11 protein-coding genes are annotated in these 18,251 nt (G+C 69.8%); 10 read left to right on the forward strand and 1 reads right to left on the reverse strand.

Features of this window, described 5'->3' with window-relative positions; genetic code table 11:
* Positions 1 to 55 precede the first annotated feature (55 nt).
* Together AB0A95_RS12570 and AB0A95_RS12575 are read left to right on the forward strand one after the other, a co-directional pair.
* Complete coding sequence (locus AB0A95_RS12570) at positions 56 to 979, forward strand: phytoene/squalene synthase family protein (RefSeq protein WP_357555792.1); 924 nt, start codon at positions 56 to 58, stop codon at positions 977 to 979.
* A complete protein-coding gene (locus tag AB0A95_RS12575; RefSeq protein WP_357555793.1) occupies positions 976 to 2,289 on the forward strand; it encodes a deoxyribodipyrimidine photo-lyase in 1,314 nt (437 codons plus the stop codon). Before AB0A95_RS12570 ends, AB0A95_RS12575 begins: the two co-directional genes overlap by 4 nt.
* On the opposite strand, the gene AB0A95_RS12580 is transcribed toward AB0A95_RS12575, so the two are convergent.
* Positions 2,290 to 3,354, reverse strand: a complete 1,065-nt coding sequence (locus AB0A95_RS12580) for a serine hydrolase domain-containing protein (protein WP_357555794.1) — start codon at positions 3,352 to 3,354, stop codon at positions 2,290 to 2,292.
* A 92-nt stretch (positions 3,355 to 3,446) separates the two neighbouring features.
* Here AB0A95_RS12580 and AB0A95_RS12585 point away from each other — a divergent pair, with 92 nt between their 5' ends.
* The 8 genes from AB0A95_RS12585 (at position 3,447) to AB0A95_RS12620 (ending at position 18,251) form a co-directional block, all read left to right on the forward strand.
* The gene (locus AB0A95_RS12585; RefSeq protein WP_357555795.1) at positions 3,447 to 4,922 is read left to right on the forward strand and encodes an FAD-dependent oxidoreductase; all 1,476 of its coding nucleotides are present in this window, start codon (positions 3,447 to 3,449) and stop codon (positions 4,920 to 4,922) included.
* A 323-nt stretch (positions 4,923 to 5,245) separates the two neighbouring features.
* Positions 5,246 to 6,250: a LacI family DNA-binding transcriptional regulator gene (locus AB0A95_RS12590; protein ID WP_357243619.1), complete on the forward strand. Its 1,005-nt coding sequence runs from the start codon at positions 5,246 to 5,248 to the stop codon at positions 6,248 to 6,250.
* A gap of 509 nt (positions 6,251 to 6,759) precedes the next feature.
* Positions 6,760 to 8,139 carry a sugar ABC transporter substrate-binding protein gene (locus AB0A95_RS12595; RefSeq protein WP_357555796.1) on the forward strand — a complete coding sequence of 460 codons (1,380 nt, stop codon included), beginning with the start codon at positions 6,760 to 6,762 and terminating at the stop codon, positions 8,137 to 8,139.
* A gap of 86 nt (positions 8,140 to 8,225) precedes the next feature.
* The gene (locus AB0A95_RS12600; RefSeq protein WP_357555797.1) at positions 8,226 to 9,182 is read left to right on the forward strand and encodes a sugar ABC transporter permease; all 957 of its coding nucleotides are present in this window, start codon (positions 8,226 to 8,228) and stop codon (positions 9,180 to 9,182) included.
* An 11-nt stretch (positions 9,183 to 9,193) separates the two neighbouring features.
* Positions 9,194 to 10,081, forward strand: a complete 888-nt coding sequence (locus tag AB0A95_RS12605) for a carbohydrate ABC transporter permease (protein ID WP_357555798.1) — start codon at positions 9,194 to 9,196, stop codon at positions 10,079 to 10,081.
* 140 nt (positions 10,082 to 10,221) lie between these two features.
* On the forward strand, positions 10,222 to 11,829 hold the full coding sequence (locus AB0A95_RS12610) for a glycoside hydrolase family 13 protein (protein WP_357555799.1): 1,608 nt from the start codon (positions 10,222 to 10,224) through the stop codon (positions 11,827 to 11,829).
* A gap of 139 nt (positions 11,830 to 11,968) precedes the next feature.
* Positions 11,969 to 14,368, forward strand: a complete 2,400-nt coding sequence (locus tag AB0A95_RS12615) for a discoidin domain-containing protein (RefSeq protein WP_357555800.1) — start codon at positions 11,969 to 11,971, stop codon at positions 14,366 to 14,368.
* 190 nt (positions 14,369 to 14,558) lie between these two features.
* Positions 14,559 to 18,251, forward strand: a complete 3,693-nt coding sequence (locus AB0A95_RS12620; protein WP_357555801.1) for a discoidin domain-containing protein — start codon at positions 14,559 to 14,561, stop codon at positions 18,249 to 18,251.

An 18,251-nucleotide genomic window follows, 5' to 3' on the forward strand; every position in this document is an offset into this window, starting at 1 on the left:
CGTACCCTAGGCTGCGAGTTGCGTCGATTGGTGCGTCGATAAATGAGGAGGGCCGGTGGACACAGATCTCACCGCTGCCTACGACAGGTGTCGTGAGCTGCACAAACGTCACGGCCGCACCTACTATCTCGCCACCCGGCTGCTGCCCGCATGGAAACGGCGACATGTGCACGCCCTCTACGGGTTCACCAGGTACGCGGACGAGATCGTCGATCGCACCGAGGACCTGCCGCCAGCCGAGCGGGCCGCCCGCCTGGACGACTGGGCCAGCCAGTTCGTGGCTGGTCTGCGCGGTGCGCCGGTCGACGACCCGCTGCTGCCTGCCGTGCTGCACACGATCGCGGTCTTCGATCTCGACCGGGACGACTTTGCGTCGTTTCTGAAGAGCATGGCGATGGATCTGACAGTCACGGCGTACCCGACCTACGACCACCTGCTCGACTACATGGAGGGTTCGGCGGCGGTCATCGGCACGATGATGTTGCCGATCCTGGGCAGCTCCGACCCGGCGGCGGCGCGGGAGCCGGCCCGGCAGCTCGGGTTCGCCTTCCAACTCACCAACTTCATCCGGGACGTCGCGGAGGATCTCGACCGGGGCCGCACCTACCTGCCCGACGAGGACCTGGCGAAGTTCGGAGTCACCCGCGACGAGCTGATCGAGGCCCGCACGCGGGGCCGCGGCACACCCCGCATCCGCGAGCTGATCGAGTACGAGGTGACCCGCGCCCAGGCGCACTACGCGGCTGCCGCACCGGGCATCACCATGCTGGCGCCGGCCTCGCAGGCCTGCATGCGCACCGCGTACGCCGTCTACGGCGGCATCCTCGACGAGGTCGCCGCGCAGGACTTCGACGTCTTCGTCCGGCGTGCCGTGGTGCCGCAGCGGCGACGGCTGGCGGTGGCCGGACGGGCGCTGCTCACCTCGACCGGTACGCCGGTCACCATCCCCGGGCCGACTGTCGGTCCGGAGACCCGGTGACCGCGGGCACCGCGATCGTGCTCCTCACCCGCGACCTGCGGGTGCACGACCACCCGGCGCTGGCCACCACCTGCGCGGCCTTCGACCGGGTGGTCCCGCTGTACGTGCTCGACCCGGAGCTGGCCGACCGGTCGGCCAACCGCACCCGGTTCCTGCACCAGGCCCTCGCCGACCTGCGCGCCGAGCTGCGCGAGCGGGGCGGCGACCTGGTGGTGCGTCACGGTGACCCGGTGGCCGAGACGATCCGGCTGGCCGGCGAGGTCGGTGCCACCGCCGTCGCCCTCTCCGCCGACGTCAGCCACTACGCCCGCCGGCGGGAGCGGCGACTGCGCGCCGAGTGCGAGCGGCACCGGCTGCACCTGCGACTGTTTCCCGGGTTGACAGTGGTCGAGCCGGGCGCCCTGCGGCCCGGTGGCGGCGGTGACCACTACCGGGTGTTCAGCCCCTACCACCGGGCCTGGGCGGGCAGCCGGTGGCGCGAGGAGTTGGCCCCGCCGCGCCGGGTGACGCTGCCCGGCGGTGTGCGCGTGGGCAGCCTGCCGAAGCCGCCGGCCGGGGACTCGCCGGACGCGGCGGTCGGCGGTGAGCGGGTCGCCCGGCAGCGGCTCACCGACTGGCTGCCGGACCTGGACCGGTACGCCGACCAGCACGACGACATGGCCGGTGACGACACCTCCCGACTCAGCCCGTACCTGCGCTTCGGCTGCGTGTCCCCACTCGCGGTGGCCAACCGCGCCGGGGACCGGTCCGGGCCGTTCGTCCGGCAGATCTGCTGGCGGGACTTCTACTACCAGGTCACCGCCGCCTTCCCGGAGATCTCGACAGCGGCGTACCAGCGGGGCGCCACCGAGCGGTGGCGCTACGACGACGACGCGTTGGCGGCCTGGGCCGAGGGGCGGACCGGGGTGCCGATCGTCGACGCCGGGATGCGGCAGCTGCGGACGCAGGGCTGGATGCACAACCGGGCCCGGTTGATCACCGCCGGCTTCCTGACCAAGTCGCTCGGGCAGGACTGGCGGGGCGGTGTCGGAGTCTTCTTCCGCTGGCTGCTGGACGGGGACGTGGCCAACAACTCCGGCAACTGGCAGTGGGTCGCCGGCACCGGCAACGACACCAAGCCGTACCGGAGGTTCAACCCCGTCCGGCAGGCCGAACGGTACGACCCGGCCGGCGACTACGTACGCCGGTGGGTGCCGGAGCTGGCGGGAGTGCGAGGCAAGGCGATCCACCAACCGTGGAAACTGCCCGAGGCGCCCGACTATCCACCGCCCCTCTCGGTGCCGGGCACCGAACCCGTCTGGCTGCGCTGATCAGAGCACCGAGTGCAACACCTCGGCCAGCTCGTTGACCCGGTCGTGTTCGTCCAGCCGGGCTGTGGCGTACGCACAGGCGTAGCCGCGTTCCGGGTCGGCCCACCCGCCGCTGCCGCCGAGGCCGCCCATGCCCCAGCTGCCGTCCGGCTCCCGCTGCATGCCCAGCGTCCACTGGACCTGGCGGTTCAGCAGCAGGTCCGGCCCGTCGTACTGGACCCGGGTCGTCTCGGCCACCAGTTCCGGGCTGAACAGCCGGACGCCGTCCAGGACGCCGCCGGCCAGCACGCCGGCGTAGAGCCGGGCCAGGCCGGCCGCGCTGGCGTGCAGGTTGACCGCCGGCATCTCGGCACCCCGCCAGAGCGAACTGTTCAACACGGCGAGGTCCAGCCCGCCGGCCGGATTGCCCATCGCACGCGCCCGCAGTGAGCCCGGCTCGCCGAGCTTCCGACTCGGCCACCCCGGGTCGCCGTAGCGCAGGTCGGCGCAGCGTCGCTGGTCCGCCTCGGTCAGCCCGAACGCCAGGTCGAGCTGCCACCGGTCGGCGATCTCCTCGGCGAGGAACCGGCCCACCGACCGCCCGTCGACCCGGCGAACCAACTCGCCCACCAGGTGCCCGTAGGTCCAGGCGTGCTCGCCGGCCACCGAGCCCGGCGACCACTCAGGGTCGGCGGCGGCCAGGTCGCCGGCGAGCAGCGCCCAGTCGGCGATCGCGGCGGCGGGTCGGGGCACCGGAAAGGCCGGCAGCCCGGCGGTGTGCGACAACACCTGGCGCACTGTGGCGGGGGTGCGGAACTCCGGCCAGTACCTGTCGACGGACGCGTCGAGGTCGACGTGCCCCCGGTCGACGAGCATCAGCAGGCAGAGCGCGGCCACCGGCTTGCCGGCCGAGTAGACGTTGACGAGCGTGTCCGGCCGCCACGGCTCGGCGGCGGCCCGGGTCCCGCCGACCAGGTCGACGACCGGCTGGCCGTCGTACCAGATGACCAGGGCGGCGCCGGTCTCCCGACCGGAGGTGAGCAGGTCGTGGAAGCAGTCCCGGACCGGAGCGAAGCGTGCGTGCATCCCGCCACCGTAAGGGGCCGGCAGGGGTGAGCGTGTCGACTTTTCTCCGGACCCCGGTGGTTGCTGTGGTGTCGCTGGGGGATGCTGTTCCGGTGGCAGAGCCGGAGCTGGTGGATGTGGTCGTGGTGGGGCTCGGGGTCGGCGGCGAGGAGGTCGCCGGGCGGCTCGCCGAGGCCGGCCTGAGCGTCGTCGGCATCGAGCGGGACCTGGTGGGCGGGGAGTGCCCGTACTGGGGCTGCATCCCGAGCAAGATGATGATCAGGGCCGCCAACGCGCTCGCCGAGGCCCGCCGGGTCGATGGGCTGGCCGGGACGGCGCAGGTCCAACCGGACTGGGCAGCCGTGGCCAAGCGGATCCGCGAGGAGGCCACCGACACCTGGGACGACACTGTCGCGGCGGAGCGGTTCACCGGCAAGGGCGGCCGGCTCGTGCGCGGCAGTGGCCGCTTCGACGGCCCGGCCCGGGTCCGGGTCGGTGACCAGGTCTTCCAGGCCCGCTACGGGGTCGTGTTGGGCACCGGCACCCGCCCGTCGGTGCCGCCGATCGACGGCCTCGCCGACACCCCGTACTGGACCAACCACCAGGCGATCGAGGCCGACCAACTGCCGGAGTCGCTGCTGGTGCTCGGCGGCGGCGCGATCGGCCTGGAGCTGGCCCAGGTCTTCGCCCGCTTCGGAGTGCGGGTCACCGTCGTGGAGGCACTCGACCGGGTGCTGGCCGTCGAGGAGCCGGAGGCGTCCGACGTCGCCGCCGCGGCGCTGCGCGCCGACGGCGTGGAGATCCACACCGGGGTACGCGCCGAGCGTGTCGACCACGACGGCAACCGGTTCGTCCTGCGCGGTGGCGGCGGGGCGGAGTTCACCGCCGACCGGCTGCTGGTGGTGACCGGGCGCAAGGCGCACCTGGAAGAGTTGGGGTTGGACACGATCGGCGTGGACGCCAACCAGCGTTACCTGTCCGTCGACGACCGGTTGCACGTCACCGACCGGGTCTGGGCGGTCGGCGACCTGACCGGTGAGGGCGCCTTCACCCACATCGCCATGTACCAGGCGGGAATCGTGATCGCGGACATCCTGGCCCTCGCCCGGCAGACGAGGGCGGGGGCGGACGCCAGCGGCACGTCCAGCGTGGTCGGTGGCGCGATGGGGGCGTCCAGCTCACTGGCCGCCAGCGGGTCGAGCGGGTCGGCCGGCACCGTCCCCCGAGCCGACTACCGCGCCCTGCCCCGGGTGACCTTCACCGATCCCGAGGTGGGAGCGGTCGGGCTCACCGAACGGCAGGCCCGCGAACGCGGCATCAACGTGCAGGTCGGCTTCACGAAGCTCGGCAGCTCCACCCGGGGTTGGATCCACCAGGTCGGCGACGACGGGTTCATCAAGCTCGTCGCGGACGCCGACCAGGGCGTGCTGATCGGCGCGACATCGGTCGGCCCGGCCGGCGGCGAGGTGCTCTCCGCGCTGGTGGTGGCGGTGCACGCGGCGGTGCCGCTGAGTCAGCTCCGCCACATGATCTACGCGTACCCGACCTTCCACCGGGCCATCGAGGCCGCACTGGGCGACCTGTCCTGACGTCCGCGCCGGGCCGTCCGCGCCGTCCGCGCCGCGCTTGATCCACTCGGCTTCATGAAAGTCGCGGTGTCCGGGGCCTCTCGATACCGCGACTTCCTGAAAGTCGAGTCGATCAAGGCTCGGGCGGCACGACCTGGTGTCGAGGGGGCGTGGACACCGCCCCGGGGCCCGATTTTGGGCTGCGGAATGAGTCGCGGACGCCGCCCCGGGCCCGACTCCGCGCCCCGGAATGGGGCCGGATGGGAAGAATGCGGCAGCTAGCCGGCAAACGCTGGGCATTTTGCTGTTCATTTCTTTCATTGTGGTGACGTACGATTGCGGCTGTGACCAAGCGGTTGACTGAAGTTGCCAAGAAGGCGGGCGTCAGCGAGGCCACTGTCAGCCGGGTGCTCAACGGCCGTGACGGGGTTTCCGAGGCGACCCGCACCGCCGTGTTGACCGCACTCGACGTGCTGGGTTACGAGCGGCCGACCAAGCTGCGTGGCGAACGCGCCCGGCTGGTCGGACTGGTGTTGCCCGAGTTGCAGAACCCGATCTTCCCGGCGTTGGCCGAGGTCGTCACCGGGACCCTCGCCCAGCGTGGCTACACCCCGGCTCTGTGCGCCCGGACCATCGGCGGCGTGTCCGAGATGGACTACGTGGAGATGCTCCTCGACCATCAGGTCTCCGGGGTGATCTTCGCTGGTGGCTCGTACGCGCTCGCCGACGCCCGGCACGACCACTACCGTCGCCTGACCGACCGGGGCCTTCCCGTCGTGCTCGTCAACGCGGGCGTCGACGAGTTGGGCTTCCCCCGGGTCTCCACCGATGACGCGGTCGCGGTGGAGCAGGCGTACGGGCACCTGCGCTCGCTCGGGCACGAACGGATCGGGATGGTGCTCGGCCCGGAGGGCCACGTGCCGTCCCGTCGCAAGTTGGACGCGATGATCCAGGCCGCCGGCTGGGACGAGGCCGACGCCGAGTGTGTCGAGCGGTCCAGCTTCTCGATGGAGGGTGCGCGGGTGGCCGCGACGAAACTTGTCGAGCGGGGCGTGACAGGCATCATCTGCGCCAGCGACGTCCTGGCGCTGGGCACGATCCGTGCGGCCCGGCGGTTGGGTCGCTCGGTGCCGGCCGACGTGTCGGTGGTGGGCTTCGACGACTCCGCGTTCATGACGTGCACCGACCCGCCGTTGACCACGGTGCGGCAGCCGATCGAGACGATGGGGCAGGCCGCCGTCGATCTGCTGGTCACCCAGATCGAAGGCGCCGGCGTGTTGCACGACGAGTTGCTGTTTGAGCCCGAGCTGGTGGTCCGCGGCTCGACAGCTCCCGCCCCCGGCCGCTGACGACCGCTCCCGGCCTGACGACCGCTCCCGGCCTGACGACCGCTCCCGGCCTGACGACCGCTCCCGGTCGCTGACGACCGCTCCCGGTCGCTGACGACCGCTCCCGGTCGCTGACGACCGCTCCCGGTCGCTGACGACCGCTCCCGGTCGCTGATCGACCGCTCCCGGTCGCGTGGCGACCGCCTCACCCGACGCTTCGGCCGGCGACCGCTCCACGCGGTCGGCGGCCGTTTTCGTTGCTGCGCAAGGCCGGCGGCATAGACCTGTCCGAATGACACGCCAAAAGGGATCAAAAACCAACAAACAGGTCTGCTTTCACGGCTTTGCAAACATCTGCCGTAATCACGTCGCGTCCTTTCGGAACAGGGTCGATACCTTGCCGAAATGAGTCTCCCTCGCTACAGTGACTCCACTCACACCTGGCTCCGACGCAGCTACTGGGCGTCAGGTCGTATCACCGCAGATCAGCGAAGGTCATTGGAGTCACCCGTTCCCGAAGGGATGGACAGATGTCCGTACCGCACTACCGAAAGGCTGCGGCGGTCGCGCTCGTGGCCGGCCTGGGGCTCAGCCTCACGGCGTGCTCCACGAAGAGCGACGACAAGGACACGACCGCCGGCGGCAAGGTCACCATCACTGTCGACTGCCAGCCGGTCGGTGCCCAGAAAGAGCTGTTGAAGAACTGGAACGACGACGTCGCCGAGTTCCAGCGGCAGAACCCGGACATCGTCGTCAAGAGCGTGAGCGTCGGCGAGCAGTGCAACAACCCGCCGGACTTCACCGCGCGCCTCGCCGGCGGCACCGTGACCGACGTGTTCTACGGCTACATGACCGACCTCCAGCAGGTGCTGGACTCGGGCCAGGCGATGGACATCACCCAGTACGCCAACAAGGACACGATCCCTACCTGGGACAGCGTCGACCCGGCGCTCAAGGAGGTCTTCAGCGACGGCGGCAAGCTGTACGCCGTACCGGTGAAGAACTACTCGATGGGCCTGGTCTACAACAAGGCCCTGTTCCAGAAGGCCGGGCTCGACGTCAACAACCCACCGAAGACCTGGGCCGACGTCCGGGCCGCCGCCAAGAAGATCTCCGCACTCGGCAACGGCGTCGCGGGCTACTCGGAGTACAGCGCCGGCAACACCGGCGGCTGGCACTTCACCTCCCTGCTCTACTCGCAGGGTGGCCGCATGCTGACCGAGGACGGCAAGAAGGCCGACTTCAACAACGCCCAGGGCAAGCAGGTCCTCCAGAACATCAAGGACATGCGGTACGGCGACAACAGCATGGGCTCCCGTCAGCTGTTGCAGTGGGGCGACCTGCTGACGAACGCCGGCGCGGGCAAGGTCGGCATGTTCATCGGCGCACCGGACGCTACCCAGGCCATCGTCAGCCAGTTCCAGGGCAAGTTCCAGGACTGGGCGATGAGCCCGCTGCCCGGCCAGGACGGCCCGGCGAAGGGGACGCTCGGTGGTGGCGAGGGCTACTTCTTCAAGAAGGACCTGACCCCCGAGCAGGTCAAGGCCGGCATGAAGTGGATCGCGTACCAGAAGCTGACGCCGGGCAAGGGTCAGTTCGACTACGTCCGGGCCAAGCCGCAGAACTACCCGGTGGGCCTGCCCCAGCCGCTGCTCTTCGCCAACGGCAGCGAGGCGCAGAAGCAGGAGCTGGAGCTGCGCAAGGCGAACGCGAACGTCGACACGGCGAACTTCGCGCTCTTCGAGGCCACCCCGGTGCCGATCAAGGGTGAGCCGCGCAACGCGCAGGCGGTCTACGCGGTGCTCGACGCCGCGATGTCCGGTGTGCTGACCAACCCGAACGCGAACATCGACGCGCTGCTCAAGACCGCCGAGGAGAAGGTCAACCAGCTCCTCGCCGCGGAGAGCTGACCGGTCGTGTGGGGGCCGGGACGCCGACCGGCCCCCACACCTTCCGCGCCACATCGTCGACGTCACCGACTCACCCAGGAGTTGCCTTGGCGATCACCACCGTCCCGGAGACCCCCAGGAAACCGGGCCGCCCGCCGTCGCCGTACTCGGCGGGGCCGCAGCGCACCAGCCTCGGCCGCAAGGTACGGGACAACCTAACCGGGCACGCGTTCCTGATCGGCGCGGTCCTCTGCTTCGTCGTCTTCTCCTGGTACCCGATGGTCCGCGGCATCGTCATGAGCTTCCAGCGGACCCGGCGCGGCGAGACCACCTGGGTGGGTTGGGACAACTACTCCCGCCTGCTCGCCGACCCGAGCTTCTGGCCGGCCTGGCAGAACACGCTCTACTTCACGGCGCTCGCGCTCGTCCTCGGGTACGCGGTGCCGTTCTTCGTGGCGGTCCTGCTCAACGAGTTCCGGCACGCCAAGGGTTACCTGCGGATCCTGGTCTACCTGCCGGTGATGCTGCCGCCGGCCTCGGCGCTGTACCTCTTCAAGTTCTACGCGTACGACCCCAGCGAGGCAGGGCTCTTCAACGCGGTCCTGAAGGCGCTGCACCTGCCCACCTCGCAGTGGATGCAGTCGCCCGAGATGACGATGCCGGCCATGGTGATCGCCTCGACCTGGATGAACATGGGCGGCGCGGTGCTCATCTACCTGGCGTCGTTGCAGAGCATCCCCGGCGAGCTGTACGAGGCGGCCGAGCTGGACGGCGCGGGCATCTGGAAGCGCATCCGGCACGTGACGATCCCGCAGACCCGGCTGATCCTCGCGCTCCTGGCGATGATCCAGATCGTCGCCACGATGCAGCTCTTCATCGAGCCGCTGATCCTCGCCAACGGTGCGGGCGCGGAGGACTCCGCGACCACTGTGGCGTACCTGATCTACCAGCACGGGTTCTTCCAGAACGACCTCAACGGCGCCGCCGCACTGGGCGTGATCATGCTCGTGGTGCTGGCCGGCTTCTCCGCCGTGTACCTGCGGCTGAGTGCGAAACAGGACTAGGACGGCGAGGAATGGCACAGGAATCCGGCACCCGGACCCTCATTTCCCAGGCCCAGCTCAGCCGGGGGCGCGGCAGGGTCATCTACTGGACGCTGCTGGTGGTCGTCGTGGCGGGGTTCACGCTCGTCTTCCTCGGCCCGCTCTACTGGATGGTGACCGGCGCGCTCAAATCCGGCCAGGAGATCGCGCAGACCCCACCGACGCTGTTCCCGAAGGACCCCCAGCCGCAGAACTACATCGACGCCTGGAACAACCTGGAACTCGCCAAGCTGCTGTTCAACACGTTCTACTACGCGATCGGCGCGGTGCTGTTCCAACTCGTCCTGGACGCGGCTGCCGCGTACTCGTTGTCCAAGCTGAGGCCGATCTTCGGCAACGTGATCCTCGCGCTGATGCTGGGGACGCTGATGATTCCGGCGATGGTTCTCATCGTCCCGCAGTACGTGACGGTGATCGACCTGCCGATCGTGCACATCAACCTGCTGGACTCGCCGTTCGCGATCTGGCTGCCGCTGGTGGCGAACGCATTCAACATCTTCTTGTTGAAGCGGTTCTTCGACTCGATTCCGGAGGAGTTGATGGCGGCCGCCCTGGTGGACGGGGCGACGCCACTGCGTACCCTCTGGTCGATCATCCTGCCGATGTCCCGCCCGATCCTCGGCGTCGTCGCGATTCTGGCCATGACGGCGGTCTGGAAGGACTTCCTCTGGCCGAAGCTGGTCATGCCCTCGCCGGAGACCCGGACGGTCAGCGTCGGCATCTACTCCTTCGCGGGTGGTACGCCCATGAACGTGGTGATCGCCGCGTCGGTCATCGCCGCGATTCCGACGGTTATCGTCTTCCTGATCTTCCAGCGGAACATCATGTCCGGTCTGACCACGGGCAGCATCAAGGGATAGCCACCAGCGCATCCTCCCGCGCGGCGAACAACGACAGTTCGCCCGACACATATCCAGGTCCGGCTGACCCGCCGACGTACTGACGCAGAAAGCAGGTGCTCGTGTCCACAGCTGACAGAAGTCCGTGGTGGCGTGGAGCCGTGATCTACCAGGTGTATCCCCGGAGCTTCGCCGACGGTAACGGCGACGGCATCGGTGACATCGCCGGCATCCGGTCCCGGCTGAACCACCTGTCCGCGCTCGGCGTCGACGCGATCTGGTTCAGCCCCTGGTATCCCTCGCCGATGGCCGACGCCGGCTACGACGTGTCCGACTACCGCGACATCGACCCGGTCTTCGGCAGCCTGGCCGAGGCGGAGGCGCTGATCGCCGAGGCCCACGCGCTGGGCATCCGGAGCATCGTCGACGTGGTGCCGAACCACTGCTCCGACGCGCACCCCTGGTTCCAGGCGGCGCTCGCCGGCGGGCCCGGCGCGCCGGAACGGGACCTGTTCTGGTTCCGGCCCGGCCGGGGCCCGAACGGCGACCAGCGGCCCACCGACTGGATCGGCGAGTTCGGCGGCGAGACCTGGACCCGCACCACCAACCCGGACGGCACCCCCGGCGACTGGTACCTGCACCTGTTCGCCCCGCAGCAGCCGGACTTCAACTGGGACCACCCGCGGGTGCGGGCGGAATTCGAGGACATCCTGCGGTTCTGGTTCGACCGGGGCGTGGACGGCATCCGGATCGACTCGGCCGGGCTGCTGGTCAAGGACGGGACGTTGCCCGAGGTCCACCCGGACCAGCCACACCCGTTCCACGACCTCGACGGGGTGCACGAGATCTACCGGGGCTGGCGTCGGGTCGCCGACGAGTACGCCGATCGGGCCCTCATCGGTGAGGTGTGGCTGCCGGACCGGCAGCGCTTCGCCAACTACCTGCGCCCGGACGAGTTGCACGCCGCGTTCAACTTCGACTTCCTCGGCTGCGCGTGGGACGCCGCGGCGCTGCGGGAGAGCATCGACGGGACGCTGAGCGCACACGCGCCGGTCGGCGCGCCGGCCACCTGGGTGCTCTCGAACCACGACGTCACCCGGCACGTCACCCGCTACGGTCGGGCCGACACCCGGTTCAGCTTCGCCGCCAAGCGCGAGGGGACCCCCACCGACCTGGAGTTGGGCACCCGCCGGGCCCGCGCCGCCGCGCTGCTCTCGCTGGCGCTGCCCGGTGCCGCCTACGTCTACCAGGGCGAGGAGTTGGGCCTCTACGAGGTCGAGGACATTCCGTACGCGTTGCGCCAGGACCCGATGTGGGAACGGTCCGGTCGGATCGACCCGGGCCGGGACGGCTGCCGCGTACCCCTGCCGTGGGCTGGTGACGAACCACCGTTCGAGTTCAGTCCCGCCGGTGCCGCGGCGCCCTGGCTGCCCCAGCCGGCCGACTGGAAGGACCGGACCGCCAGCGCGCAGACCGGCGACTCCGCCTCGATGCTGGAGCTGTACCGGGCGGCGATCCAGGCCCGAAAGGCCGACCCGGCGCTCGGTGACGGCGAGTTGACCTGGCTGCCCGCACCGGACGGGGTGCTCGCGTTCAGCCGTGGCGGTGGCTTCACCTGCCTGGTCAACCTCTCCGACACCCCGGTGCCGATACCGGCCGAGGGGGAGTTGCTGCTGGCCAGCGGGCCACTCGACGACGGGTTGCTGCCGTCGGACACGGCGGTCTGGCTGCGTACCACCGGATCGGCGGACGGACCCGACCCGACCTGACCCTGCTCGCGGTGGTGCCGGCGGCTCGTCCCGGCCGCCGGCGCCACCTCACCCGAGGAAAGGAGGACCGAGGGGAACTTGTGACACCGCACCGACACGGGGGGATCTGGCCTGCCTGACGAAAGGGAGAGCGCAGCTCATGGCCAACCACACCACCGGCACCCCGCACCACCTTCGACACCCGACCCGGGCAGGGTTGGCCGCCATCGCCGCCACCCTGCTCGCCGCCACCTCGTTGACCGCCCTCGCGATCACTGGCACTGCCACTCCGGCCTCGGCGGCCGGGTTGTCACCCTTCGACATTTCCGGCCGGGGCGCCACCGTCCCGTTCGTCGAGCAGGAGGCGGAGGAGGCTGCCCACAACGGCTCGAAGATCGGCCCGGACCGGCGCTACGGCACGCTGCCGTCCGAGGCGTCCGGCCGGGAGGCGGTCACCCTCGACGCCGTCGGCGAGTACGTCGAGTTCACCCTCACCGCGCCGGCCAACGCTGTCACCTTCCGCTACAGCCTGCCGGACAGCCCGTCCGGGACCGGCCGGGACGCCGCCATCGACCTGCGGGCCAACGGGTCGCTGCTGAAGTCGGTCCCGGTGACCTCACGGTACGGCTGGTACTACGGCGGATACCCGTTCAACAACAACCCGGGTGACACCAACCCGCACCACTTCTACGACGAGACCCGGGCGATGTTCGGCAGCACCCAGCCGGCCGGCACGAAGATCCGGTTCCAGGTCTCCTCCACCGCCCAGTCGCCCACGTTCACCATCGACCTGGCCGACTTCGAGCTTGTCGCACCGGCGATCAGCAAGCCGTCCGGCGTGCTCGACGTGGTCACCGACTTCGGCGCCGACCCGAGCGGCGCGACCGACTCGACAGCCAAGTTCCAGGCGGCCGTCGACGCCGGCAAGGCCCAGGGTCGGGCCGTCTGGATCCCGACCGGCACCTTCACCCTCTGGGACCACGTGGTGGTCGACGGGGTGACAGTGCGCGGTGCCGGCCCCTGGTACTCGGTGCTCGGCGGCCGGCACCCCACCGACCGGAACAGGTCGGTCGGCATCTACGGCAAGTACGTCCCCGGTGGCGGCTACACCGGCCCGGTCCGCGCGCACGAGGCGAACGGGCCGAGCCGCAACGTCACGCTGCGGGACTTCGCCATCATCGGCGACATCCGCGAGCGGATCGACGACGACCAGGTCAACGCCCTGGGCGGGGCGATGACCAACTCGGTGGTCGACAACCTGTGGCTGGAGAACACAAAGGTCGGGGCGTGGATGGACGGCCCGATGGACAACTTCACCATCCGCAACAGCCGGATCCTGGACCAGACCGCGGACGGGGTGAACTTCCACACCGGCGTCACCAACTCGACGGTGACCAACACGTTCGTCCGCAACACCGGCGACGACGCCCTGGCGATGTGGGCGCAGAGCGTGCCGAACGTCAAGAACTCGTTCACGCACAACACCATCGGCGTGACCCTGCTGGCGAACCACCTGGTCAGCTACGGCGGTCGGGACATCACGATCTCCGACAACGTGACCGCCGACTCGCTGACCAACGGCGGCGGCATCCACGTGGCCAACCGCTACCCGGGTGTGCAGGGCGACACCGCGGTCCGGGGCACCTGGACGATCGCCCGGAACACGTTGATCCGCAACGGCAACTCGGACTACAACTGGAACTTCGGCGTCGGGGCGATCTGGTTCTCCGCCCTCAACGAGTCGTTCCAGCAGGCCACCATCAACATCACCGACACCGACATCCTGGACAGCTCGTACGCGGCGCTGCACTGGATCGAGGGCCAGACCAGCGGCATCAACCTCAGCAACGTACGGATCGACGGCGCCGGCACGTACGCGCTCCAGGTGCAGGCACCCAGCCAGGTGTCCTTCACCAACGTGCGGGCCACCAACATCGCGCAGAGCAACCCGATGCACAACTGCGTGGGCGGCGGCTTCCAGATCACCCAGGGTTCCGGCAACTCCGGCTGGTACACGTCGACCCCGTACTGCGGCCCGTGGCCGGATCCGCGGTGGGGCGGCGGACCCACCACGCCGCCGCCGACCAGTCCGGCACCCACCACCGGGGCACCCACCACGCCGCCGCCGACCACGCCGCCCAGCGGCAATTTGGCGGCCGGGCGGTCGATCACCGAAACCAGCCACTCCGACGTGTACGCCGCCCCCAACGCGGTGGACGGCAACGCGAACACCTACTGGGAGAGCGCCAACAACGCCTTCCCGCAGTCGCTGACCGTGGACCTGGGCGCCAACCGGACAGTGTCCCGGGTCGTCCTGAAACTCCCACCGTCCTCGGCCTGGCAGACGCGTACGCAGACGCTGGCGGTGCTCGGCTCCACAAACGGCTTGTCCTTCAGCACGCTGAAGGCGTCCGCCGGCTACACGTTCAACCCGGCCAGCGGCAACACCGTCACCGTGACCTTCACGGCGACCAGCCAGCGGTACCTGCGGCTGACCGTCACCGGCAACAGCGGCTGGCCGGCCGGTCAGCTCAGCGAGTTCGAGGTCTACTCCAGCTGACCCGGGTGCCCCCGTCCGCCCAGGGCGGGGGCCACCCGGTCCGGGCGGTCCGGGGCGACGCGGCCCCGGCCCGCCGACCCGTCCCCCAACCGCACCGTCCCCCACCTGTCGCGGCACGACGGGCGTACCCCTGCACCCGTCGCCGGGCAACGCACCCGCACCCCACCCCCGAAAGAGGTGTAGCGACCCCATGTCCAGTAACGGCACCAGACGAGGCACGCCGCGAAGCGGCGCGTCCAATCCCGTCCCCCGCACCCGCGGCCGGCGGCTCCTCGCCGGCGCACTCGCCGGGATGCTCCTCGCCACCGCCCCGGTCGTCACCCCCGCGGCGACCGCGGCACCGGCGGCCGACCCGTCCGCCGCCGCCGCGCGCGTGGCGATGCTCGCCGGGCTCTCGGCGACAATGACCGCCAGCAGCTACAACCAGAACTACGTGGCGAGCAACGCCAACGACGGCAACGCGTCGACCTACTGGGAGAGCGCCAACAACGCGTTCCCGCAGTGGATCCAGGCGGACCTGGGCGCCACGGTCAGCGTCGACCGGGTGGTGCTCAAGCTGCCACCCTCGGCCGACTGGCAGACCCGTACCCAGACGCTGGCGGTGCTGGGCTCCACAAACGGCTCGTCCTTCAGCACCCTGAAGGCGTCCGCCGGCTACACCTTCAACCCGAGCAGCGGCAACACCGCCACCGTCAGCTTCACCGCCGCCAGCACCCGCTACGTACGGGTGCAGGTCACCGGCAACACCGGCTGGCCGGCCGCGCAGCTCTCCGAGGTCGAGGTCTACGGCGCCAGCGGCGGCACCGACACCCAGGCGCCGAGCGTCCCGGGCAACCTGGCGTACACCCAGCCGGCCAGCGGACAGATCCGGCTCACCTGGTCGGCGTCCTCCGACAACGTCGGGGTCACCGGCTACGACGTGTACGCGGGCGGCACGCTGCGCGGCAGCGTCGGCGGCTCGACGCTTGCCTACACCGACAGCCAGTCGGACAGCGCCACCGTCTCGTACTACGTGCGGGCCAGGGACGCGGCCGGCAACCAGTCGGCGAACAGCAACACGGTGACCCGGACCGGCACCGGCAACCCGCCCACCGGGAGCAACCTGGCGGCCGGCAAGCCGATCACCGCCTCCGGATACGTGCACACGTTCGTGGCCACCAACGCCAACGACAACAACGTGGCCACCTACTGGGAGGGCAACGGCAACCCGAGCACGCTGACCGTGCAGCTCGGCGCGAACGCCAGCCTCAGCCAGGTCGTCGTGAAGCTCAACCCGGACTCGGCGTGGGGTACGCGTACCCAGAACATCACGGTGCTCGGCCGGGACCAGGGCTCGTCGAGCTTCACCACCCTGGTCGGCGCGGCGAACTACACATTCAACCCGGGCAGCGGCAACACGGTGACCATCCCGGTCTCCGGCGCGGCGGCCGACGTCCGGCTCTCGATCGCCTCGAACACCGGCGCACCGGCCGGGCAGGTGGCCGAGTTCCAGGTCTTCGGCACCCCCGCGCCGAACCCGGACCTGACCGTGACCGGCATGTCGTACAGCCCGTCCGCACCGGTGGAGACCAGCACCATCACGGTCTCCGCGACAGTCCGCAACGCGGGCTCGACGGCGTCCGGCGCGACGAACGTCAACTTCTACCTGGGCTCCACGCGGGTCGGCACCGCGTCGGTGGGCGGCCTCGCGGCCGGCGCCTCGACCACTGTCAGCGCCAGCATCGGCACCCGGGACGCGGGCAGCTACCCGCTCAGCGCGAAGGTCGACGAGTCGAACACCGTCGTCGAGTCCGACGACACCAACAACAGCTACACCAACCCCAGCCCGCTGGTGGTCGGCGCGGTCGCCAGCTCCGACCTTGTCGCCTCGGCGGTCGACTGGTCACCGGGCAACCCGCCGCCGGGCAGCACCGTCACCTTCTCGGTGTCGATCCGCAACGCCGGCAACCAGGCGTCCGCGTCCGGCTCGCACGGCATCACCCTGAGCGTGCTCAACGAATCCGGCACCGTGGTCCGTACGCTGACCGGCTCGTACTCCGGGGTGATCAACGCCGGCGCGACGGTCGGCCCGGTCAACCTGGGCACCTGGACCGCCGCGAACGGCAAGTACACGGTCCGGGTGGTGCTCGCCGTGGACGGCAACGAGCTGCCGGTCAAGCAGACGAACAACACCAGCGACCGTCCGCTCTTCGTGGGGCGCGGCGCCAACCTGGGCTACGACATGTACGAGGCCGAGGACGGCACGACCGGCGGCGGTGCCGGGCAGGTCGGGCCGAACCGGGAGATCGGCAACCTCGGCGGTGAGGCGTCCGGACGCCGGGCGGTGACTCTGAACAGCACCGGCTCGTACGTCGAGTGGACCACCCGGGCGGCGACCAACACCCTTGTCACCCGCTTCTCCATCCCGGACGCGCCGGGTGGCGGTGGCATCGACTCGACGCTGAACATCTACGTCAACGGCACCCTGCACAAGCCGATCAACCTGACCTCCAAGCACATCTGGCTCTACGGTGCGGAGGCCAGCCCGAGTGACTCGCCCAGCGCCGGACCGCCTCGCCACCTGTACGACGAGGCGAACGTGATGCTGAACTCGACGATCCCGGCCGGCAGCAAGATCCGGCTCCAGAAGGACCCGGCCAACACCACCACGTACGCGATCGACTTCATCAACCTGGAGCTTGTCGCACCGCGAGCGAACCCGGACCCGTCCCGTTACCGGGTGCCGTCCGGCTTCAGCCACCAGGACGTGCAGAACGCCCTGGACGCGGTCCGGATGGACACCACCGGCAACCTGATCGGCGTCTACCTGCCGGCCGGCACCTACGAGACGGCGCAGAAGCTTCAGGTGTACGGCAAGCCGATAACGGTGACCGGCGCGGGCATGTGGTACACCCGCTTCCAGACGCCGACCGGTCAGCAGAACACCGACGCGGGCTTCCGGGTGGAGTCGTCGGCCAGCGGGTCGTCCTTCTCGCACCTGGCCTTCTTCGGCAACTACACCAACCGCATCGACGGGCCGGGCAAGGTCTGGGGTGAGCTGAAGGACGTCGACAACATGACGTTGGACAGCGTCTGGGTCGAGCACACCGTCTGCGCGTACTGGGGGGTGAGCGTCAGCGGGTTGACCATCAAGAACAGCCGCTTCCGCAACACCTTCGCCGACGGGGTGAACCTGACCAACGGCAGCACCAACAACCTGATCACCAACACCGAGGGCCGGTCGAACGGCGACGACGCGTTCGCCCTCTTCTCGGCCACCGACCAGGGCGCGTCGACTGGCAACAACGGCAACGTGTTCGAGAACCTCACCGCCACGCTGACCTGGCGGGCGGCCGGGCTGGCGGTCTACGGCGGCTACAACAACATCTTCCGTAACCTCTACATCGCGGACATGTTGACGTACTCCGGGATCACCATCAGCTCGCTGGACTTCGGCTATCCGTTCATCGGGTTCGGAGCCAGCCCACCGACCCAGTTCCAGAACATCTCGCTGATCCGGGCGGGTGGGCATTTCTGGGGCTCGCAGACATTCCCCGCGATCTGGGTCTTCTCCGCCTCGAAGGAGTTCCGCGGCATCCGGGTGTCCGACGTGGACATCGTCGATCCGACGTACTCGGGAATCATGTTCCAGACCAAGTACAACGGCTCGCAGCCGGAGAACCCGATCACCGACACCGTCTTCACCAACATCTCGATCAGCGGTGCCCGCAAGAGCGGTGACGCGTTCGACGCCAAGTCGGGCTTCGCGGTCTGGGCCAACGAGATGCCGGAACCCGGTCAGGGCCCGGCGGTCGGCTCGGTCACCTTCAACAACCTGCGACTGACGAACAACGCGGTGGACATCCGCAACACCACGTCGACCTTCACCATCAACCGCAACTGA

Origin of the sequence: Micromonospora sp. NPDC049230 (assembly GCF_040647875.1) — a bacterium.
Lineage (GTDB): Bacteria > Actinomycetota > Actinomycetes > Mycobacteriales > Micromonosporaceae > Micromonospora.